We start from the raw sequence: 21,310 nt of genomic DNA on the forward strand, positions 1-21,310 counted from the left end.
GAAATCAGCCGGGCAGAACAGAAAAAAGGAGGTGTGGTCATGGCAAGTAAGAAGGGAGTAGGTAGCTCCAAAAATGGTCGCGATAGTGAGTCCAAACGATTAGGAGTCAAGAGAGGCGATGGTCAGTACGTAAGCGCTGGCAGCATCCTGGTTAGACAGAGAGGAACAAAGTTCCACCCTGGTAACAACGTAGGCATTGGCGGAGATGATACTTTATTTGCTAAGATTGACGGAGCTGTAAAGTTCGAAAGATATGACAAAACAAGAAAGCAAGTAAGCGTTTATCCAAAAGAAGCGTAACGAATGGAAAGCCCCTATTTATCATAGGGGCTTTTAAAGTAGTTAAGCTGATTTTCGAAAGAGGAGCTTCAGGGGGAGTGCATCTCCCATATAGAGGAAGGAGAGGCTCAGGAATGTTTGTAGATAGAGCCAGAATAACCATCAAATCAGGCAAAGGCGGGGATGGCGCTGTAACCTTTAGAAGAGAACCATTCGTTCCAGAAGGCGGTCCAGATGGAGGCGATGGCGGCAAGGGCGGCGACGTCGTATTCATGGCTGATGCCAGCCTGCGGACCTTGATGGATTTTAGGTATAAGAGAAAGTACGAAGCAGAAAGTGGCCAAAATGGCATGAAGAAGAAGCGGTTTGGTAAAAAGGGAGAAGACCTTATCATCAAGGTTCCCCCTGGAACCGTAGTCATAGATGAAGAATCCGGACTGGTGATGAGAGATTTGCTGAAGGCGGGAGACCGATTTGTGGCAGCTAGAGGCGGTAAAGGCGGCAAAGGAAATGTCAACTTTAAGAACTCTGTACGTCAGGCTCCCAACTTTGCAGAAGGCGGCGGCTTTGCTAAAGAAAGAAGTGTGGTATTGGAGCTGAAGTTGATTGCTGACGTGGGCTTGGTAGGCTTCCCTAATGTAGGGAAATCCACCATCCTGTCCGTATCTACGAATTCCAATCCTAAGATTGCCAATTACCACTTTACTACTATTACACCCAATCTGGGCGTGGTGTCCATTTTCGATGACGGTTTTGTCATGGCAGACATTGCGGGCATCATCGAAGGAGCTCACGAAGGGGCTGGTTTGGGACATGAGTTTTTAAAGCACATTGAAAGAACGAAAGTTCTCATCCATGTAGTAGATATATCTGGCTCCGAGGGACGGAATCCCATTGAGGATTTTGACAAGATTAATCTGGAGCTGAGTCTGTACAATGAGAAACTTTCTAAAAAGCCTCAGATTGTAGCAGCCAACAAGATGGATATGGTGGACGAGGAAGACGAAGCCTATTTGGCTTTTAAAGAATATGTGGAGGCCAAAGGCATTAAAGTATTCCCTATATCTGCCCCGATTAATGTAGGTATTCACGAGCTGCTGGCGGCGGCTGCGGCCTTGTTGAACAAGTTGGCGCTGGAGCAGCCGGAAGAAGAGGAAGAATATCAGTTCTTCGACTTTGACCGCGATGATGTGGAAGAGGACTTCAAGGAGATTTATACTTCTGTAGAGGAAGATGGAACCTATGTGGTTTCGGGAAAACAGTTGAGAAAGATTTTCGATTCCACCAATTTCAACGACAGCGGTTCGCTGCGCTACCTGTATAAGTATATCGAGAAAAAGGGTGCGCTAGCCGCGTTGAAAGACATCGGCCTGGAAGAGGGCGACACCATAAAGATATTCGATTATGAATTTGAATATTTCGAGGAATATTGATGGAAGGCAGGCAGTTCCCAAAGAACTGCCTGTTTTTATCTGAGGGAAAAGTTGTTTTCAACCGTTTTGGTGGAAATGGTGCCGCTACTTTTGGTCTGGGACACATGTTTTCCAACCTGTCTGCGTATAAATAAAGGATAGGGGGGAAGGTATATGGTAATCGGAAAACAGATTTTAATTTGCACGGTTGTGGGGGTACTTTTTGCCGCCGGTCAAAGTTCGTCGGATCAGCGGGTGGCGAATATTATAGGCAAAGCCCAGCAGGTAGTGTGCAGGGATTACACCGTTTCGGAGGTAAAGTCAGCCTGCTTTCAGGCGGCTTCTGGGGTGGAAAAGGCTACCGGTCGGCTGAAAAATGCTGCCCGGTATGTGGAAGAAACCATGGTCAGTCTGTAGCGAGATGTGTTATGATATGGTAGAATAAATCCAGCATAGAGAAAAACACGGGGACTTGTTCCCCAGGGAAAGGTTTGGTTACACATATGGGACGCAACTATTTAACGACAGAAGAATGTTTGGACTTGCTGGAGCAGTATCATACCCCTCCTCATGTAATTCGTCATTGTCAGGCTGTAGCCCAGGCTGCGGTCCTGCTGGCAGAGGCATTAAACGAAAAGGGCAGCCGACTGGACGTGCCTCTGGTTCAAAGTGCAGCCCTGATTCATGATATTGCCAGAACAGAGGAGCACCACGAGATCAAGGGGGCAGAGATTGCCCGAAATCTGGGATATTCTCAAATAGCGGATATTATTTACGTCCATATGAATTACGATATGAAAAAAGAAGTAGATCAATTGACAGAGGTAGACATGGTTTGCTTTGGAGACCGGGTGGTGAAGGAAGATCATTATGTGGGCTTGGCGGAGCGGATGGATTATGTCGTACAAAAGGCTAAAAATCACCCTGGGGCAGAGGAACGAATCCGCAGCAAACAAGCGGAAACGCAAGTTCTTTTATCGAAGATTGAAGAACATCTAGGCATGACCATCGATGAACTGATGAAAAGATAAAACTATTCAAGGAAGGGACCAATTTTTTAATGAACGCACATTTAGATAATATACTGAAAAGGGTTGAAAAGCCGGCTAGATACATCGGCGGCGAGCTAAACTCTGCTAATAAGCCGATAAAGCCGGACATGCTGCGGTTTTGCTTTGCTTTTCCGGATACCTATGAAATAGGCATGTCTTATCTAGGCATGCAGATTTTGTATCATATCTTAAATAAAGAGGAACATATTTTCTGCGAACGGACTTTCTGTCCTGGACTAGACATGGAACAACTTTTGCGGGAGGAAAACATGCCGCTGTTCACCCTAGAGACGAAAACGCCTGTTCGAGAGATGGATTTTTTGGGGTTCACCCTCCAATATGAACTGTCGTTCACCAATGTTCTGAACATTTTAGATTTGAGTGGGCTGCCGCTGAGACGGCAGGACCGAGATGACTCCTGTCCCATCGTCATTGCAGGAGGCCCTTGTGCCTATAATCCGGAACCGTTGGCGGACATTGTGGATATTTTTCTGGTAGGTGACGGAGAAGTCTTGCTCCCGCAGCTCTTTGGGGAATACCGACTGTCTCAGGCAGCGGGTGAAAGCCGGGAAGACTTTTACAAGCGGGCGGTAAAACTGCAAGGGGTATACATCCCTAAGTTTTATGAGCCAGTTTATGGAGAAGATGGACAGATTATCCGGGTGGACAAGCTGTATGAGGAGGCTCCAGATCGAATTTTGCGAGCCATCCTGCCTGAGCTAGAATCCGCAGAATTCCCTGTAAACCCGATTGTTCCTTTCATTGAAACGGTCCACGATCGAGCGGTGGTGGAGACTTTTCGTGGTTGTACCCGAGGCTGCCGATTCTGTCAGGCGGGTATGATTTACCGGCCCGTGCGGGAGCGGAGTATGATGCGGATTCAGGAACTGGCGGAAAAACAGCTAGCCAATACCGGACATGAGGAATTGTCCCTGTTGTCTCTGTCTACCAGCGATTATTCACGTTTTGAGGAATTAGCCGGGGGACTTATGAGCATGTGCAAGAATAGCAATGTTTCCTTGTCTTTGCCGTCTCTGCGGCTGGATTCTTTTTCCTTCAAGGTATTAGAGGAAATACAAGGCTATAAGAAGTCGGGGCTGACCTTTGCGCCGGAAGCTGGTTCTCAGCGGTTGCGAGATGTAATTAACAAGGGTATCACCGAAGAGGATATTTACCATGCCGTAGAGCAGGCCTTGGAATTGGGTTGGAAGAACATCAAGCTATATTTTATGAGTGGACTGCCGGAAGAGACCTTTGAAGACTTGGATGGCATCTGCCGCATTGCTGCTGATATTGTGGAGATGAACCGAAACATTAACGGCAAGGGACGCTTTAATGTCACTGTCAGCGTGTCTAATTTTGTTCCTAAGGCACATACGCCTTTTCAGTGGATGGCCCAAGATTCCGCAGAGCAGTTTCGAGAGAAACATTTTCACCTGAAGGATCAGCTGCGTCCAATGCGGGGAGTCACCTTTAACTACCACAGTACGGAAACCAGCGTGCTGGAGGCGGTGTTTGCCAGAGGAGACCGACGGACTGGCAAGGCCTTGATTCGGGCCTTTGAGCTGGGTTGCAAGTTTGATGGCTGGACGGAACACTTCAAGTATTCAACTTGGATGCAGGCCTTTGAAGAAACAGGAGTGGATAAAGATTTCTATACAGTCAGAGAGCGAAGCTATGAGGAGATTCTTCCATGGGATATCATTGACAGCGGTATCAGCAAGGCCTTTCTGATAGCAGAAAACGAGCGAGCGAAGAAGGCGGAAACCACTCAGGATTGCCGGAAGGGTTGTGTTGGCTGTGGGATGAATCAGCATGTTCCGTGTGAAATGGAGGGTATCAATGGCTAAATATGTATTAAAGTTCTCCAAGGAAGGCTTTTTTAAATACACTTCTCACCTGGATCTGATGCGTTTTTTCAAGCGAAGCTTCAAGCGGGCGGGTATTCCCTTGGACTATTCCCAGGGATTTAATCCGCACCCAAAGATGAGCTTTGCGCAGCCGCTTTCCTTAGGCTATTCCAGCCAGTATGAGCTATTAGAGTTTGAGACTTCTGCCAGTTTGTCTGCGGCTGAAATCAGTGAAAGACTGCAAGCTATTTTGCCGGCTGGGCTGACTATCTCTGCTTGCGGGGAGTATCAGCAGGAGGGCAAGTCTCTAGCTGCCCTGACTCAGGCAGCGGAATATCTAATCGCTATCCCCCTGCCAGAAGCGGAGTTGAAAGGCAGAACGGACCGGCAGCTCTGTGAGGACTTTCTGGCCCAGGAGCAGATTCTGGCAAAGAAGCAAAAAAAGAAATCTAAAGAGTGGGTGGATATGGATATTAAGCCTAAAATCATCCAGTTGGAACTTTCCTTTGCTGGCGAACAACTGTTTGCGCATGCCAAGCTGGATGCAGGCAGCGACTCCAACCTGAGCCCTGAATTGCTTATCGAAGCGTTGCTGGGGTTCCTCCAAGCCCAAGTATCCCGATATGATATTGAGGTTTTACGAAAGAAACTCTTTTTCAGCAATAAATTTTCCATATAATACCAAAATTTCTGTTGACACCCATAAATATTCAGTGTAAAATAAAGTAAAAATACACAATAAATGCATTTATTTTTTACAGGGGAGGTATGGGATGAAATGTTTTTTAAACCGGGATTATGTAGAGAATTTTGTTCGTTATCACAAAAAGGAGATTGTGAAGGTAGCCATAGGCTTTAGCTTGTTTATGGCTGCTTTTTTTGTTTTTTGCTTTCGGGACAGTGAGGAAAAACAGGAGGAATTCAGCCTGATAAGCGGATCCAGTCAGCAGGTACAAGAAAACGAAGTAGAGAGGGACTCTGTGACGGTTGCCGGGATCCAGGAAGAAGTTGTATCAGAAAAGCCAAAGAAAATTTACATTGATATCAGCGGGGCAGTGGAAAAGCCTTATGTTTATGAGATGCAGGAGGGGGACCGCGTTTACGAAGCCATTGCCTTGGCTGGCGGACTGTTGGCGGATGCAGATATCAGCACCTTAAATCTGGCGCAGGCACTAAAGGATGAGGACAAAATCACCATCTACACCAAAGAGCAGATTCAAAAGGGACAGACAGAAATGCCCATCCAAAAGGGAGAGAATTCTGGGATAACAAATGGCGGCAGTTCCAGTCAACCAGCATCTGGGAGCCAAGCCGGACTAAGAAATTCTTCAGGAATGGTCAATCTGAATACCGCCAATTCAGAAGCCCTACAGACCATAAATGGGATTGGACCCTCTACGGCAGAAAAGATTCTTGTTTATCGGACAGAACACGGTTCCTTTAAAAAAATCGAAGAGCTGATGAATGTCAGCGGAATAGGAGAAAAAACCTTTGCCAAACTAAAAGATAAAATTACGGTTTAAAACTGGGTTTTCTGTTAAAACTATCCCTAGAGGTGGTTTTATGTTTACGAGAAAAAAACGTTTAGCAGAACGAAAAGAATTTTATATTGCATTAGCGGCGGTATTGGGCGTGGGGTATCTGATGTTTAATGTGCTCCTGACTCCGGAGACCCCGGCAGAAGGGCAGGATATCAGTGCTAACGCCGGCCGTACTGTAAAGCAAAGTACTGAAAAAGTCAGCCAGGATTCGGACAAGGATCCTCTTGAAGAGGAACCGGTTCAGAAAAATAGCGAAGAGAAGGATGAGAATCCTAGTCAAGAAAATCAGGCCAGTGAATATTATTTAGTGAAGGAAGCCGATGGAGTCATCAAAGTCTATCAGTATGATGACAGCGGGCAGGAACAGTTGCTTCGGACCACGGATATTCTCTTCTCTCTCCTGGGTAAGGAGGATCAAAACCTGTTTTCTGAAGGGGTGGTGGTCCATTCCGAGGATGAGCTACTGGAATTATTACAAGACTTTGAAAGCTAGGAGTTATTTGCTTTATGAGAAAAATGAAAGTTCAGGGAATCGTTAAAGGCTTAGGTGTCTTTGTTTTGTCTATGGCTGTCATCGCCGGCATTTCTTTTGTTGTTAAGGAAAAGGAAGAACCAGCACCTGCGGCTATCAACGTGGTGACGGAAAAAGTCATCATGCCAGGAGGACAGTCCATAGGCGTAAAGATGGACGTGAAGGGGGTGCTGATTGTAGGCTTGCAGGAGATTGAGACTCTCACTGGTGAAGTAGTCAATCCAGGATTGCTGTCGGGCCTGCAAATTGGGGATACTATACTGGAGATAAATGGCCAGAAGGTGTATCGAGCCGCAGAGGTACAAACTATTGTCAATCAAATTCGAGGTGAGGTACTGCTGAAATTGCAGCGAAAGAACCAAGCCATGGAGCTGACCTTGACGCCGGTAGTGGCCAAGGCAGACCACATGTATAAGCTGGGTATTTGGGTAAAGGACAAAACGGCCGGCATCGGCACCTTGACGTATTATGATCCGGAAAGTGATGTCTACGGAGCATTAGGTCACGCCATAACTGATCCGGAGACTGCGGCAATTCTGCCGGTAGCCGAAGGCGAGCTGGTCCATTCCAAGGTGGAGTCGGTGAAGCAAGGTAAGGCTGGAGAGCCAGGGGAGATTCGAGGAATCTTTTATGAGGCGGATGCCCCGCTGGGAAGCTTAAACAAAAACACGGAGTTTGGTATTTTTGGAAAATTATATGGGAAGATTAACCATCCGTATTATAATCAGCCAATTCCTATCGGATATCAGGATTCGGTGACTCCGGGGCCGGCTTATATTCTGACAACTTTAGATAACAATCAGGTAGAATGCTACGAAATCGAAATTGAAAAGGTAAATCGACAGACAAAGCCAGATACGAAAAGTATGACTATAAAGGTGACAGATGAGCGACTTTTGAAAAAAAGCGGTGGTATTGTGCAGGGTATGAGTGGCAGCCCAATCATTCAAAATGGAAGGCTTGTAGGGGCTGTAACCCATGTATTTGTCAACAATCCTCAGAAGGGTTACGGCATCTTTATCGAATGGATGCTGGAGGAGCAACTGTCGAAGCCTGGAAAAACTTGACTAAATTTTCGTGAGTTTTCTGAGAATTTCTGTTGCATAAACCATAGAAAAAGTATAAATTAATAGTTGCTGGAGTATTGCTAAAAAATATAATAACTTGTGTAGGTTGTTATGAGAAGAGAGGGGATATGTGATGACAAAAATTAGTGTCGGAATTGCAGATGATAATAAGGACTTTTGCGAAATTCTGAATGATTATTTCATGGAACAGGAAAATATTGACATTACCTTTATAGCAAATGACGGAATACAAACTGTAGATTGTGTAAAAAAGTTTTTGCCAGATGTGCTAATCTTAGATATGATTATGCCGCATTTGGACGGATTAGGTGTGCTGGAAAATATCAACAACATGGATTTGCCTAAGTATCCGAAAACAATTATGCTGTCCGCAGTCGGACAAGAATCCATTACCCAGAAAGCGACGAAGCTGGGTGCAGAATATTACTTGGTAAAACCATTTAATCTGGGCGTTCTCTCCAAGAGAATCAATCAGCTTTTTGGTGAAGAGATGGAGGAGGTATCTGGAAAACTTACCAGCATCCGGACAATAGTCAACGACAATACGGTAAAAATGAACAATGACCTGGAAGTAGACATTACCAACATCATTCACGAGGTAGGCGTACCTGCACACATAAAAGGGTACCAGTATCTGAGAGATGCCATCACTATGGTGGTAGAGGACATGGACCTCTTGGGAGCCGTTACTAAAGAACTCTACCCATCTATTGCTAAACTGAATAACACCACCCCGAGCCGGGTAGAACGAGCTATCCGCCATGCCATCGAGGTGGCTTGGAACAGGGGCAAGATTGAGACCATTAATTCATTGTTCGGATATACCGTACATAATGATAAAGGCAAGCCGACTAATTCGGAGTTTATCGCCATTATAGCCGACAAGTTGCGGTTGGAGAGGAAAATTTCCTAGAGAGCTAGGGAGTAAGATAAAAGGCGCTGAAAGTTTGCATAAACAGTATGTTTCTGCCAGCTTTCAGCGTTTTTTCGTGGTATGATAAGGACGAGTAAATTTTTCCAGGTTGACAGCCTTTCTGTGCCTATTATATAATTTAAAGGATTGCAATGTACCAAAACTTATATTCAAAAATAGGAGAGGTAGATACAGATGATATATGGATATGCAAGTGTTTCGGCAAAGGGGCAGTTTGATGCCATCTCCTTAGAGGAGCAGACCCGGCTGATTAAACAGCGGTATCCCAGCGCAGAGATGATCGTAGAAACGTATGAAGACCCCAAGGAGAGGCCTGTCCTGAGAGAATGTGTGGACAGCATGTACGGAGGGGATACCTTAGTGGTATCCCGGCTGGACCGGCTGTGCAGTACCATAAAGGAGGGAATCTCTTTTATCGAATATGGCTTGAGCCGGAATGTCCGCATCAACATCATCAATGTAGGTATGGTAGATAGCACCCATACAGGCCGGATGATTCTCAACATTATGACTGCTTTTGCAGAGTTTGATAAAGCGATGATCGTGGAACGAACTCAGGTGGGCAAAGCTATCGCTAAAACCAAGGAAGGATTTAAAGAAGGACGTCCTAAGAAGTTTACCGATGCAGAGATTGAAGAGGCTTTAAATCTGTTGAAGACGAACAGCTATAAAGTGGTAGAAGAGCGGACAGGTATCAGTAAGAGCACCTTGATTCGGGCCAGGCGGGCCTGAAATCCAGCTTTTATATAAGCCGGGCCTAGGCCCAACACAAGAAACAGAAAAAAGAAAAGAGGAACAAAATTATGATTTCTAATGAACATATCGACCGGATTAACCAGTTGGCAAAAAAATCCAAGGGAGCTGGTTTGACGGAAGAGGAGAAGGTAGAGCAGCAGCAGCTTCGTAAAGAATATCTGGCTCAATTCCGAGCAAACTTTCGCAAGCAGTTGGAAAATATCGAATTTATTGAGGACAGAAAAGAAGAGGTCGAAATAGACATAAAAGTGAATTAAAAAACTTTTACACCCCAGCGAGAAGTAACAAATTTCTCGCTGGTTTCTTTATATAGTATTTCTGGAGGTATGTGTACTATGAAGAAATACTATCACTTGTTGACCTTTGTTGCGGTGATCGTGATTATCACCAGCATCTTTTCTGGTTTTACCCAGCCGGTTGAAGAGGATGTGGTGTCAAAAAGGCTGGAGCAGCGGACAAGCATCCTGCAAAAAGCTTTTTACAATCAGATTACCAAGGAGAAGGCAGAAGCTGAGTTAGAAAAGATCGAGACCTATCCCATTTTGACAGACGATATTAAACAATTGAGAGCGTGGGAGGACACGGAGATAGATGTGGTAAAAAAAATGAGCATTAATGCAGTAAAATCTGAAAAAAATTTGTTAGAATATATGACTTACCGGGTAGATATTATGTGGGAAATGAGTGGACTGCATGAGGACTACTTCATGGAAGGCGGTTATCATGTGGTTCTTAAAAAAAGTGACGGCCAATATAAGCTGTCTTGCTTTGCACCCCTGTGATGGGCTGAAATGCCCACAGAACGTCAAATATTATACTTGAAAGCGGCTGGACAAGCTGACAGTCTTCTCACGTCTGTTGGCTCTTTTCTGTTTCATCTACGGACCCAGAGGGGTTTAAGAAATATAAGCCTTAAATCATATTTATTTACTAGGAAAAATAAAAAAAGGGGTTTATATTTTTGAAATAGTTGGTATAATATTGATTGGAACTTAATGTCATGTATGATTAAAGGAGCAAATTATGCGACAGGTATATCTAGATTATTCAGCAACGACTCCTGTTAAGGAAGACGTATTGAAAGAAATGATTCCATATTTCACAGAGAATTTTGGGAATCCGTCCAGTTTATATACGATCGGCGCCGCTTCCAAGGAAGCCATAGAAAAGGCGAGAACGCAGGTGGCCAAACTGATCCATGCACAGGAAAAAGAACTATTTTTTACCTCTTCAGGAACGGAGGCCGACAACTGGGCCGTCCTGGGAGCAGCAGATACATTAAAGGCTAAAGGAAACCACATTATCACCACAAAGATTGAGCATCATGCGATGCTGCATTCCTGTGAATATTTGGAAAAGCATGGGTATGAGGTGACTTATTTGGATGTGAAGCCCGATGGACGGGTGGACCCAGAGGCACTGAAGGCCGCTATTACGGATAAGACGATTCTCATCAGCATCATGTTTGTTAACAATGAGATTGGAACGGTAGAACCGATTAAAGAACTGGCTGCCATCGCAAAGGAACGAGGGATTCTCTTCCATACCGATGCTGTTCAGGCTCTTGGAAACGTGCCGATTGACGTAAAAGACCTAGGGGTAGACCTGATGTCGATATCGGCTCATAAAATTTACGGGCCAAAGGGCATTGGTGCTTTGTACATCCGCAAAGGCGTAAAGCTGTCCAACTTTATACACGGCGGCGGCCAGGAAAGCAAGAAGAGAGCGGGAACAGAAAATCTTCCCGGTATCGTAGGCTTTGGCAAGGCTGCTGAGCTAGCTGGGGAAAACCTGGACAGTCACGTGGCAAAAATCAGCGGTCTGAGAGATTATTTCATTGACCAGATCACTTCCAAGATTGAAAACGTAACGGTGAACGGCAGCAGAGAATTCCGTCATCCGGGCAATGCGAACCTGACTTTTGAATTTATTGAAGGGGAAGCCATGCTGCTGTACTTGGATTTGCGGGGAATCGCCGTATCCACCGGTTCAGCTTGTTCCTCGGCATCCCTATCACCTTCTCATGTACTTTCCGCCATTGGTGTCCCAGTGGAAAACATCCACGGTTCCTTGCGCTTTACCGTAGGGGATTTTACCACCAAGGAAGATTTGGATTATGTGGTAACGGAGTTGGTGGAAGTCGTAAATAAATTAAGAAATATTTCTTCTATTTCTAAGACGAAAGGTTGGTAATAAATATGGCAATGTATAATGATAAAGTAATGGATCACTTCATGAATCCACATAATGTAGGAGAACTGGAAAATGCAGACGGTTCTGGCACATACGGAAGCCCGGTCTGCGGCGATATGATGAAGATTGACATCAAGGTAGAAGACGACGTGATTAAGGACGCTAAATTTAAGACTTTTGGCTGCGGCTCTGCCATTGCGTCTTCCAGTGTAGCAACAGATATGATTATTGGTCTGACTGTTGATGAAGCGCTAGCTGTAACGAACAAGCAGATTATCAATGAACTGGGAGGCCTGCCGGCTATCAAGATTCATTGCTCTGTTTTGGCCGATCATGCCATCAAGTCTGCTATCTATGATTATGCGCAGAAAAATGGGAAGAGCTATAAGGGACTGGAAGGCTTTGACCCGGATGCCGATGAAGACGATCACCACGACAGCTGTGAAGTGGAATAAAAAACAAGAAAAGTAGAAATGCGCAAGCTGACTATTTATCCCGTCAAACGTAATGTTGACGGGATTTTTTTTGTGCAAAAAATTTCGGCATAAAGAAGGGAGGCTGTCCATATACATGAAATATGGACAAAGGTGAGGTAGATACATATGGATTATAAAAGTATTATACAGGAACAACTGGCCAAGCTGGAACTCAGTGAGCTGGAAGAGATTATGGACAGTGCTACGTTAGACAGCGGCAACCGAATGCCGGATATCAGTATTCAGGGTTTAATTGATAACGCTATCAACGGGCAGCCCATATTTGATTCACAGACGATGATTCATGGCTTTATAGACCTATTTCTATACGAAATTAAGAGCAGTATCATCTTAGGGGTTCAACTGGTGACTATCTGCATTGTAATCGGGCTTTTGACGAATCTGTCTAATTCTTTTGGCAACAAGGCTGTATCCCGGCTGGGTATCGTGGTCTGTGGCTGCTTTGTTATCGGTTTGTGCCTGAATAACTTTTCACAGACGTTTAACATGTGTGCGGACACCTTGAATACGATGACCAGAACCATGCAACTTTTGCTGCCAATTCTCATTCCGCTATTGATTACGCTTGGAGGGTTCACCAGCGGGAGTGTATTGAATCCGGTTATCGCCGGGGCCATCACCATGTTTAACACCATCTTGCAAACATTTATTCTGCCGGCTATCTTTATTTCTTCTATTTTCATTCTGGTCAACAGTTTGACAGAGCGGGATTATGTCAATAAGCTGGGAGTCTTCTTGCGAAGTACGGCTACTTTTGCTACCGGTCTGTGTGTAACCTTCTTTGCAGGGCTTACGGCCATACAGGGATTTGTCACAGAGACGGCAGATGGTATGTTAGTCAACACCGCCCGCTATTCGGTCAATAACTTCGTGCCCATCGTGGGGGGCTTTGCGGCAGATTCTATCGACATGGTGCTGTCCTGTGTGGGGGTAATAAAAAATGGTATCAGCATCTTTGGGGTTATTCTGGTCCTGCTCTTGCTGGCCATTCCCCTGATGAAACTGCTGGCCATTGCCATGGTCTATAAGATTACTGCCATCGTCATCGAGCCGATTGGGAACAAACAAGTGTCTGGCTGCATGAATGAGATGGGCAACTCCGTGATTACTATGGCCGTAGTCCTGTTCTTGGCGGCGCTGATGTTTCTGGTGTTTCTAACCATCATCATCGGCATTGGCGGCGGCAGTCTGCTGAGATAGGAGGCGGGGGAAAATGGAAATCATAAAAGAGTGGGTGCGGAATATATTTGTTATTGTGGTAGCGCTGTCCTTTATTGAAACACTGCTGCCCTCCAGTGAAATGCAAAACTATGTAAAGTTTGTCTTTTCTCTCATTATTCTGGCTACGATTTTATCGCCCCTGCTTATTTTTCTGGAATAAGAAAGGAGCGAGGAAATATATATTACTGTGGAGGATTTTCTTGTGAAGAAAAGAAAGCGCAATGGCTCTGCCAAGATCGTGATATACAGGCTCATAACCGCCGTGGTAGTCCTCTGCTTGACACTGCTGACCTTTCTGGTCGTCACCAATAATAAAGACGGCAGAAGGCAAATTGTAGATGAAAATGGCGGGTTTGAAGTGAGCGTACCGGGTATGTTGTCCGAGGATGAGGAGAATGGGGGATCTGTACAATGAATAAGGTTTCTAAAAAGAAAAAGCTGGCTCTGTTTGGTTTACTGGCTCTAGTTTTATGTCTGGCCTTAGCAAATCAATCGCTGAACAAAGAGCAGGCACTAAAGACTTCAGCGGAGTATACGGATTATGAAAAAGAAGAGATGCTGGAGCACGATGGAGATGTTTTAGTGGATAGTTTAAATATTAAGTCCATAGCCGGAGACCAGTCTAACGGCCAGCAGGCAGCGGACAGCTCCAGCAAAGGCGCGATTAATTCCGAGGTAGTAACCTCAGATGATGTAGCGGAACTTTCCAATGCCGACACCTACTTTGGAGAAATTCGCAGCACCATTGATTCAGATCGGAATCAGGTGATTTCTATGTTGGCGGATGCCGCAGCGGAAACGGACAATGCGGTGGAAAAGGAAAATGCCACCCAGCAAAAGTTGAAAATAATCGGTTACATGGAAAAGGAAAAGACGATTGAAAGTCTGATTTCTGCCAAGGGCTTGCCTGAGTGCTTAGTGCTTCTTACGGACAATGCGGTTAATGTAACGGTGAACAAGGATCAGCTGGAACAGACGGATGTCGCTAAAATTTGTGACATTGTTATAAGAGAGACTGGCAGACCAGCTAACCAAATCATTATTCAAAGCAAAGTTTAATATTCCTTCGGACCCTCAAGTGGCGAAAAGCTCAGGTGTTTCCCTGTGTCTAGAACCCTTGGGGGTCTTGTCTTAAGGGTGGATGTCTGCTATAATATATGCAGGATAAACGGACTTGAGGTGATAATTATGAGCATTGAGCAGGAAGAGCGGCTGGGAGCTGTGAAAATATCGGAAGATGTCATCGCTATTTGCGTGATAAATGCGGCTTTAGCCACCAAAGGGGTGGCGGCATTAAGCGGGGGGCTGACCGATACCATTTCTAAAAACATACTTGGCAAAGCACCTCTGAAAAAAGGCATCAAGATAGCAAAAGAGGATGAGGAACTTCTCATCGATATTTATGTGATCGTCCATTACGGGGTGAAGATACCGGAAGTTGCGTGGAATATTCAAAAAAATGTAAAAAAAGAGATTGAAAGCATGGTAGATGTACCCATCAAGACAATAAACATTCATGTCCAAGGCGTACATTTTATGGAGCAGAAAGAGCAGGAGGAGTAATATGAATCGCAGCGAGGCGAGAGAAGTGATGATGCAGCTTTTATTTCAAGTGGACGTGCAGCAGGAATACAATGTGGAAATAAAAGAAAAGTTTTTAAAAGATATAGAGGGCATCAACAGCCATAGGCCTTACATTGACGGCCTATTTAAACAGCTTTTAGAGCACCGGGAGGAGATCGACCAAAAGATTGGTGAGGTCAGCGCTAACTGGAAGATGAGCCGTATGAACAAGGTGGATTTGGCCATCCTGCGCCTGTCTATCGGGGAATTGCTTTATATGGATAAGATACCTACCTCCGTGTCTATTAACGAGGCGGTTCTATTGGCAAAAAAATTTGGCACAGCTGATTCTGCAAAATTTATCAACGGAATTTTAGGCCACATAGCCAGAGACCTTTCTGGGGCAGAATAAAGATGGACAAGATGTGCGTGTTAGGCATTGATACCAGCAATTATCGGACTTCCATCGGTGTGATAGATCAAAGAGGTGAAATCCTATTGGACGAAAGGCGGCTGCTGCGTGTTAAGCAAGGAGAACGGGGGCTGAGACAATCAGAGGCTCTTTTCCAGCACGTAGAGAATCTACCGGAACTATTTGCTGCGTTGGAGCGCTTGACACTGGATATTAGGGCGGTGGCCGTATCCAACAAGCCTCGTCCTGTAGAAGGCTCCTATATGCCTTGCTTTAAAGCAGGCTATGGTTTTGGGAAGGCGGTGGCCCATAGCTTAAGGGTGCCTCTTTTCTGTTTCTCTCATCAGGAGGGCCATCTGGAGGCCATTAAGCATTATAGTTCCACGGGGGATGAAGAGGCGTTTTTAGCTTGGCACCTGTCAGGAGGAACCTGCGAGCTTCTTCACGTAAAAGATGGACAAATCCACATCGTCGGCGGCAGCAAAGATATTTCTTTTGGACAGGTCATCGATCGGATTGGTGTATTGCTAGGTATGGCTTTCCCTGCTGGAGAAGAGATGGATGTCAAGGCTCTGACGGATGCCGCCAGAGAAAGAACAGGAGATGCGCACCTCAGTCGGATTAAGCTGGATGGACTATATTTTAATCTGTCTGGTATAGAAACGCAGTGCGGAAGACTTTTACAAGAGCATGGAGGGAAGGCACAAGAGGCAGATCAGCTGATTGGAGAACTCTTCCAGAAGATTGGCGAGACGATTACGGCAGTTTCAAAAAAAGCAGCCAAGGAATTGGGGGTTCGGCACATTCTGTTTTCCGGAGGGGTTTCCGGCAGCCGGTATATTCGTACTCAAATAAAGAACAGTTTTGCTGGACAGCCGATAGAAATTGAATTTGGCCGGCAGGAGTTGGCAGGGGATAACGGGATTGGTATTGCATTGTTGGGAGGAAAGAGTTTATGGCCATCAAGCCGATAAAGGTTTCACAATTAAACGCATACATCAAGCGGGTACTGCAATCGGACCCACTGCTAGGTGGACTGTCGGTGATTGGAGAGGTGTCCAACTTAAAGTTTCACGGCACCGGCCATGTATACTTCACGCTGAAGGATGCAACCAGCAAAATCAATTGCTTTTTGCCCGCAGAGAATGCAGAACGCTTGCATTTTGAACTGGCTGATGGCATGGAAGTTACGGCAGAAGGATACATCTACCTTTATGAAAAGGGCGGTACCTATTCTTTGAATATCCGGGATATTCAAGTATCGGGGCTGGGTAATCTGAGTATTGCTTTTGAAAAGCTGAAAGAAAAATTAGCGCGGGAAGGGTTGTTTGATGAAAAACATAAAAAACCTCTACCCTTTTTCCCGCGGAAGATTGCGGTTATTACCTCAGAATCGGGAGCGGCTGTCCGAGATATTATTAAGATTATCAAAACTAGGAATAATATCGTTGATGTGCTGGTCTATCCGGTGTTGGTCCAAGGGCCGGCGGCAGCCCCCGAGATTGCGGAGGCTATTCGCCAGGTAAACCACCTGTTTCCCGATACGGATACCATCATCACCGGACGGGGAGGCGGGTCCATGGAGGAACTGTGGGCTTTTAACGAAGAGATGGTAGCCAGGAGCATATTTGAATCCCGTATACCCATTATTTCTGCGGTAGGACACGAAATCGATTTCACCATTGCGGACTTTGTGGCGGACAAAAGAGCGGAGACGCCTACGGCAGCGGCACAGATGGCTGTACCGGATGTCCGTCAGCTGAAAGCCGGATTGGCACAGCTTCGGGGAAATCTAGAGCATCGAATGTCCTCCTTGGTCAAAAGCAAGGAGTTGGCCCTGCAAAGCTGTAACATCCAGGCCTTAGCTTCCAAGCTGGAAAACCGTATTCACCTCCAGCAGCTAAGCATCGGGGAAAGACAGAAAGAAATGTTTACGCATATGGGCAATCTGATATATAATAAGAGAAACAGGATTGATGCCCTCCGAGATCAGCTGGAAGCCCTGAACCCTCGAAAAGTGATGGAGCGGGGCTATAGCATTATCACGGATCAAAAGGGGAATGTCATCCAATCCATAGAAAACTTGCAGCCAGGCGATTCGGTGATTGCGGCTGTAAAGGACGGAAGCTTTGCCGCTGACGTAACCGAAATAAGGAAGGATAAGTAGCCATGGCAGCTAAAAAACAATTATCGTTTGAAGAAGCGCTTGAAAAGCTGGAGCTTTCCGCAGAACACTTAAAAAGTGAAAATGTATCTCTGGAAGATGCTTTAAAGAGCTTTGAAGAGGGAATCGAATACTATAACAAGTGCAACGACATCCTAAGCAGTGCAAAACAGAAGATCGAACTCTATTCAAAGCAATAAAGGAGGACTGTGCTATGGATAACACGTCATATGCAACCTATAAAAATTTAATTGATGAACACATCTTGGACTTTCTGCCGGAGATTGACCACAAAAGCATCACCTTATATGAGGCCATGAAATACAGCTTAACTGCCGGGGGCAAACGGCTGAGACCCACTTTGCTGCTGGCTGCCTGTGAATTTGTAGGCGGAGATCGGCGCACAGCTATTCCTTATGCCTGTGCCATTGAATATATTCACACGTATTCTCTGATTCACGATGACCTTCCAGCTATGGACGATGATGAGCTTCGACGGGGCGTTCCCACTAATCACGTGGTATACGGAGAAGCCATGGCTATTTTGGCGGGAGACGGACTGCTGACTTCAGCTTTTGAGGCGATGAACAAGGATATGCTTTTATATCTCGATGATTCTGTAAAGCTAAAACGCCGGATTCGGGCTATTTATGAAATTTCCAAGGGCGCAGGCTGCCGAGGTATGGTGGCTGGGCAAGTGGCCGATATGGAAGCGGAAAACAAACAGTGCTCCAAGGAAATGCTGGATTACATTCACTTCAATAAAACGGCAGCCCTTATAACGGCTTCTGTCCGAGCAGGTGCTTACTTAGGCGGTGCTACGGAAAAACAGTTGAGGGACCTGACTGGCTATGGCGAAAACCTGGGCCTGGCCTTCCAGATTGCTGACGACATGCTGGATGTGTGCGGTGATGAACTGGAGATGGGCAAGAAGGCCGGAAATGATGTGAAGAAACATAAGGCCACTTATCCATGTCTGTACGAGATGGAAGATTGTAAGGCTTATTTAAACGAACTGACTGAAACGGCTCTATCCTTTTTGGAATGCTACTACGACGAGGCGGAATTCTTTAACACCTTTGCGCAGGAGATGGTGGTTCGCGGTAAATAATTGGCAAAGGAGCTCACTTTAGAGAAGGGTGTTATGGGAGAACGAAGAAAAATTACACTGTCCACGGGAGATTTTCCGGAGGATTTAAAGCACATGTCCAACGACGAATTGGACCTGCTGACATATGAAATAAGAGACTTTTTAATTGAACATGTATCGAAAACAGGAGGCCATCTGGCCTCCAATTTGGGAGTCGTAGAATTGACTATTGCGCTGCATACCGTGTTTGACAGCCCCAGAGATAAGATTATCTGGGATGTAGGGCATCAATCTTACGTTCATAAGATTTTGACAGGACGAGGGGATAAGTTTTCTTCTCTGCGGCAGTATGGCGGCATGAGCGGCTTCCCTAAGCGGGAAGAAAGCCCTCACGACTGTTTTGATACGGGCCACAGCAGCAATTCCATTTCTGCGGCGGCAGGCATAGCAGCAGCTCGAGATTTTCAAGGAGAAAACTTTGACGTAGTGGCGGTTATCGGGGATGGGGCCTTGACCGGAGGCTTAGCCTTTGAGGCTTTGAACAATGCGGGAGCATCTAAGTCTAAAATGATTATCATCATTAACGACAATGGGATGTCCATCTCTCAGAATATCGGCGGACTATCCCAGCATCTGAGCAACCTGCGGATGTCTTCCACCTATTTGGATATTAAGAAGCAGATTAAGAAAGCGCTGAAAGGCATTCCCCGGGTGGGAGAAAGCCTGTATGCCGGAGTGGAGCACCTACGGGATTCTATCAAATACGCGGTGGTAGAAGGCGCTCTTTTCGAGGAACTGGGGCTTAAATACATGGGGCCCTTTGACGGTCATAACATCGAAGATTTGACCACAGCCTTAATGTTGGCTCGGAATGTAGAGGGTCCAGTAGTCCTCCACGTGCTGACCAAAAAGGGGAAGGGGTATAAGAATTCGGAGAACAGTCCGGATAAGTTTCATGGAGTGGCTCCCTTTAATCCCACTACGGGACTTCCGCTTTCAACAGAGGATGGATTTTCCTATTCTCAGATATTTGGCAATAAGTTGATTCAGCTGGCTGCTAGAGAGGAAAGACTGGTAGCCATTAGTGCAGCCATGATTCACGGCACCGGTTTAAGCAAGTTTGCAGCCAGGTATCCTCAGCGAATGTTCGATGTGGGTATTGCCGAGGGTCATGCCGTATCTTTTGCTGCAGGGATTGCCGCAGGGGGATATCGGCCGGTGGTGGCCATCTATTCGACTTTTTTACAGCGGGCTTACGACCAGATGATGATTGACGTCTGCATGCAGAATCTGCCTGTTATTTTTGCCATCGATCGGGCTGGAAATGTCGGTGCCGATGGAGAAACCCATCACGGCGTTTTCGACCTCTCCTATTTAAGCCATATGCCCAACATGAAGGTGTTGGCTCCAGCAGATGGAACAGAACTGGCCCTGATGTTGGATTATGCACTGACTTTAAATGGCCCTTGTGCGATTCGTTATCCTCGAGGGGAGGCACCGGACCTGACCACTGTATACCAGGAGGATTATGGTCCGATAAACCGAAGCAAAGTAATTTTTTTCGGAGAGGAACTGATGATCTTGGCGGTGGGTAAGATGGTTTCTGTGGCCTATGAGGCCTGTGTACGCCTGCGGCAGCAGGGAGTTTCAGTAGGGCTGGTAAATGTGCGGAGCATTTGTCCCCTGGACGAAGAAGCCATTTTACAGATAGCTAAACAAGCCAAGCGATTGATGACGGTAGAGGACAATGTGCTCCAGGGCGGATTTGGTCAGCAGGCCGCCGGATTGCTGAGCAGAGAAGAGGTATTGCTTCCCTGCCGACATGTAGCCTGGCCCAATGTTTTTGTGGAACATGGCGATGACCGAGAGCTGTTTGGAAAATATAAATTAGATGTGGACGGTATATGCGAAAGGGTGCGTGACTTTATTGAAAGATAGACTTGATGTAATGCTGGTAGAAAAAGGCCTTTTTCCTTCCAGAGAAAAGGCTAAAGGAGCCATTATGGCGGGCATCGTCTATGTGGACGGACAGCGAGTAGATAAAGCGGGAACGCCGGTCAGCGATACCAGTGAATTTTTTGTGAAGGAAGATATTTGTCCTTATGTGAGCCGAGGCGGTTTGAAGCTGGAAAAGGCCTTGGAGGTTTTTGATTTCCAGCTGGAAGGTGCAGTCTGTGCTGACATCGGGGCATCCACTGGAGGCTTTACGGATTGTATGCTGAAAAACGGTGCGGCCAAGGTCTTTGCCATTGACGTGGGCTATGGGCAGCTGGCTTGGAAGCTGAGGAACGATCCGAAAGTGGTCAATATGGAAAAGGTCAACATCCGCTATTTGGATGTGGATACTGTCGGTCGAAATATGAACTTTATCAGTATTGACGTGTCGTTTATCTCTCTAAAGCTGGTTTTCCCTGTAGCTAGTCAGCTCTTGGCAGATACGGGCAGCATTGTCTGTCTGGTGAAACCTCAATTTGAAGCGGGAAAAGAGCAAGTAGGCAAGAAAGGCATTGTCCGGGATATCCGGGTCCATAAAGAAGTTCTGCGAAACGTGGCAGGCTATGCCAGAGAATGGGGCTTATATCCTCAGGCGTTGACTTTTTCTCCAGTAACTGGAGCTAAAGGAAACATCGAGTACCTGCTGCACTTAAAGAAGGTAGAAAGTGATTCTTTTACCGATGAAATGATTGAGCAGATTGCTGATTTGTCTCATCAGACTCTAGATTGAA

27 protein-coding genes are annotated in these 21,310 nt (G+C 45.9%); all 27 read left to right on the top strand.

The genetic code is table 11. The features are described 5' to 3' along the window. Nucleotides 1–39: 39 nt before the first annotated feature. On the top strand, nt 40–300 hold the full coding sequence (gene rpmA / locus Ami103574_RS08605; protein ID WP_128745471.1) for a 50S ribosomal protein L27: 261 nt from the start codon (nt 40–42) through the stop codon (nt 298–300). A gap of 113 nt (nt 301–413) precedes the next feature. Further along, complete coding sequence (gene obgE, locus Ami103574_RS08610) at nt 414–1,712, top strand: GTPase ObgE (RefSeq protein WP_163066601.1); 1,299 nt, start codon at nt 414–416, stop codon at nt 1,710–1,712. Between the two features lie 153 nt (nt 1,713–1,865). Further along, on the top strand, nt 1,866–2,108 hold the full coding sequence (locus tag Ami103574_RS08615) for a hypothetical protein (RefSeq protein WP_163066603.1): 243 nt from the start codon (nt 1,866–1,868) through the stop codon (nt 2,106–2,108). Nucleotides 2,109–2,194: 86 nt separating this feature from the next. Beyond that, nucleotides 2,195–2,722: an HD domain-containing protein gene (locus tag Ami103574_RS08620; protein ID WP_163066605.1), complete on the top strand. Its 528-nt coding sequence runs from the start codon at nt 2,195–2,197 to the stop codon at nt 2,720–2,722. A gap of 29 nt (nt 2,723–2,751) precedes the next feature. Beyond that, on the top strand, nt 2,752–4,593 hold the full coding sequence (locus Ami103574_RS08625; RefSeq protein WP_163066607.1) for a TIGR03960 family B12-binding radical SAM protein: 1,842 nt from the start codon (nt 2,752–2,754) through the stop codon (nt 4,591–4,593). Further along, nucleotides 4,586–5,272 (top strand): TIGR03936 family radical SAM-associated protein, encoded by a 687-nt coding sequence (locus Ami103574_RS08630; RefSeq protein WP_163066609.1) that lies wholly within the window; start codon nt 4,586–4,588, stop codon nt 5,270–5,272. The genes Ami103574_RS08625 and Ami103574_RS08630 overlap by 8 nt, the downstream gene beginning before the upstream one ends. Before the next feature lie 94 nt (nt 5,273–5,366). Next, entirely contained in the window at nt 5,367–6,116 is a 750-nt protein-coding gene (locus Ami103574_RS08635; RefSeq protein WP_163066611.1) for a helix-hairpin-helix domain-containing protein, read from the top strand. A 40-nt stretch (nt 6,117–6,156) separates the two neighbouring features. Further along, nucleotides 6,157–6,627 carry a hypothetical protein gene (locus Ami103574_RS08640; RefSeq protein WP_163066613.1) on the top strand — a complete coding sequence of 157 codons (471 nt, stop codon included), beginning with the start codon at nt 6,157–6,159 and terminating at the stop codon, nt 6,625–6,627. A gap of 14 nt (nt 6,628–6,641) precedes the next feature. Continuing rightward, nucleotides 6,642–7,733, top strand: a complete 1,092-nt coding sequence (gene spoIVB, locus Ami103574_RS08645) for a SpoIVB peptidase (protein WP_163066615.1) — start codon at nt 6,642–6,644, stop codon at nt 7,731–7,733. A 133-nt stretch (nt 7,734–7,866) separates the two neighbouring features. Next, nucleotides 7,867–8,667 carry a sporulation transcription factor Spo0A gene (spo0A, locus tag Ami103574_RS08650; RefSeq protein WP_163066617.1) on the top strand — a complete coding sequence of 267 codons (801 nt, stop codon included), beginning with the start codon at nt 7,867–7,869 and terminating at the stop codon, nt 8,665–8,667. 195 nt (nt 8,668–8,862) lie between these two features. Then, entirely contained in the window at nt 8,863–9,420 is a 558-nt protein-coding gene (locus Ami103574_RS08655) for a recombinase family protein (RefSeq protein ID WP_163066619.1), read from the top strand. A gap of 71 nt (nt 9,421–9,491) precedes the next feature. Beyond that, nucleotides 9,492–9,701, top strand: a complete 210-nt coding sequence (locus Ami103574_RS08660) for a DUF896 domain-containing protein (RefSeq protein WP_163066621.1) — start codon at nt 9,492–9,494, stop codon at nt 9,699–9,701. A 78-nt stretch (nt 9,702–9,779) separates the two neighbouring features. Then, nucleotides 9,780–10,226 carry a hypothetical protein gene (locus Ami103574_RS08665; protein ID WP_163066623.1) on the top strand — a complete coding sequence of 149 codons (447 nt, stop codon included), beginning with the start codon at nt 9,780–9,782 and terminating at the stop codon, nt 10,224–10,226. A gap of 241 nt (nt 10,227–10,467) precedes the next feature. Next, nucleotides 10,468–11,637 (top strand): cysteine desulfurase NifS, encoded by a 1,170-nt coding sequence (gene nifS, locus Ami103574_RS08670; protein WP_163066625.1) that lies wholly within the window; start codon nt 10,468–10,470, stop codon nt 11,635–11,637. A 5-nt stretch (nt 11,638–11,642) separates the two neighbouring features. Next, nucleotides 11,643–12,092 carry a Fe-S cluster assembly scaffold protein NifU gene (nifU, locus tag Ami103574_RS08675; protein ID WP_163066627.1) on the top strand — a complete coding sequence of 150 codons (450 nt, stop codon included), beginning with the start codon at nt 11,643–11,645 and terminating at the stop codon, nt 12,090–12,092. A gap of 147 nt (nt 12,093–12,239) precedes the next feature. After that, nucleotides 12,240–13,334, top strand: coding sequence for a stage III sporulation protein AE (gene spoIIIAE / locus Ami103574_RS08680; protein ID WP_163066629.1), 1,095 nt, complete (start codon nt 12,240–12,242; stop codon nt 13,332–13,334). 13 nt (nt 13,335–13,347) lie between these two features. Continuing rightward, a complete protein-coding gene (locus Ami103574_RS08685; protein ID WP_163066631.1) occupies nt 13,348–13,515 on the top strand; it encodes a stage III sporulation protein AF in 168 nt (55 codons plus the stop codon). A gap of 42 nt (nt 13,516–13,557) precedes the next feature. Then, the gene (locus tag Ami103574_RS08690; protein ID WP_163066633.1) at nt 13,558–13,770 is read left to right on the top strand and encodes a hypothetical protein; all 213 of its coding nucleotides are present in this window, start codon (nt 13,558–13,560) and stop codon (nt 13,768–13,770) included. After that, the gene (locus tag Ami103574_RS08695; RefSeq protein ID WP_163066635.1) at nt 13,767–14,414 is read left to right on the top strand and encodes a SpoIIIAH-like family protein; all 648 of its coding nucleotides are present in this window, start codon (nt 13,767–13,769) and stop codon (nt 14,412–14,414) included. Before Ami103574_RS08690 ends, Ami103574_RS08695 begins: the two co-directional genes overlap by 4 nt. Nucleotides 14,415–14,543: 129 nt before the next feature. Beyond that, the gene (locus tag Ami103574_RS08700; RefSeq protein ID WP_163066637.1) at nt 14,544–14,918 is read left to right on the top strand and encodes an Asp23/Gls24 family envelope stress response protein; all 375 of its coding nucleotides are present in this window, start codon (nt 14,544–14,546) and stop codon (nt 14,916–14,918) included. A gap of 1 nt (nt 14,919) precedes the next feature. Further along, the gene (gene nusB, locus Ami103574_RS08705) at nt 14,920–15,330 is read left to right on the top strand and encodes a transcription antitermination factor NusB (RefSeq protein WP_163066639.1); all 411 of its coding nucleotides are present in this window, start codon (nt 14,920–14,922) and stop codon (nt 15,328–15,330) included. Nucleotides 15,331–15,332: 2 nt separating this feature from the next. Then, complete coding sequence (locus Ami103574_RS08710; protein WP_163066641.1) at nt 15,333–16,304, top strand: hypothetical protein; 972 nt, start codon at nt 15,333–15,335, stop codon at nt 16,302–16,304. Then, a complete protein-coding gene (xseA, locus tag Ami103574_RS08715; protein ID WP_163066643.1) occupies nt 16,286–17,497 on the top strand; it encodes an exodeoxyribonuclease VII large subunit in 1,212 nt (403 codons plus the stop codon). The genes Ami103574_RS08710 and xseA overlap by 19 nt, the downstream gene beginning before the upstream one ends. A 2-nt stretch (nt 17,498–17,499) precedes the next feature. Continuing rightward, nucleotides 17,500–17,694 (top strand): exodeoxyribonuclease VII small subunit, encoded by a 195-nt coding sequence (xseB, locus tag Ami103574_RS08720; RefSeq protein ID WP_163066645.1) that lies wholly within the window; start codon nt 17,500–17,502, stop codon nt 17,692–17,694. Between the two features lie 14 nt (nt 17,695–17,708). Beyond that, nucleotides 17,709–18,605: a polyprenyl synthetase family protein gene (locus Ami103574_RS08725; RefSeq protein ID WP_163066647.1), complete on the top strand. Its 897-nt coding sequence runs from the start codon at nt 17,709–17,711 to the stop codon at nt 18,603–18,605. 33 nt (nt 18,606–18,638) lie between these two features. Continuing rightward, nucleotides 18,639–20,522, top strand: coding sequence for a 1-deoxy-D-xylulose-5-phosphate synthase (dxs, locus tag Ami103574_RS08730; RefSeq protein ID WP_163066649.1), 1,884 nt, complete (start codon nt 18,639–18,641; stop codon nt 20,520–20,522). After that, entirely contained in the window at nt 20,512–21,309 is a 798-nt protein-coding gene (locus Ami103574_RS08735; RefSeq protein ID WP_207710487.1) for a TlyA family RNA methyltransferase, read from the top strand. The genes dxs and Ami103574_RS08735 overlap by 11 nt, the downstream gene beginning before the upstream one ends. The last annotated feature ends 1 nt before the right edge of the window (nt 21,310 follow it).

Source organism: Aminipila butyrica (assembly GCF_010669305.1).
GTDB classification, from domain to species: domain Bacteria; phylum Bacillota; class Clostridia; order Peptostreptococcales; family Anaerovoracaceae; genus Aminipila; species Aminipila butyrica.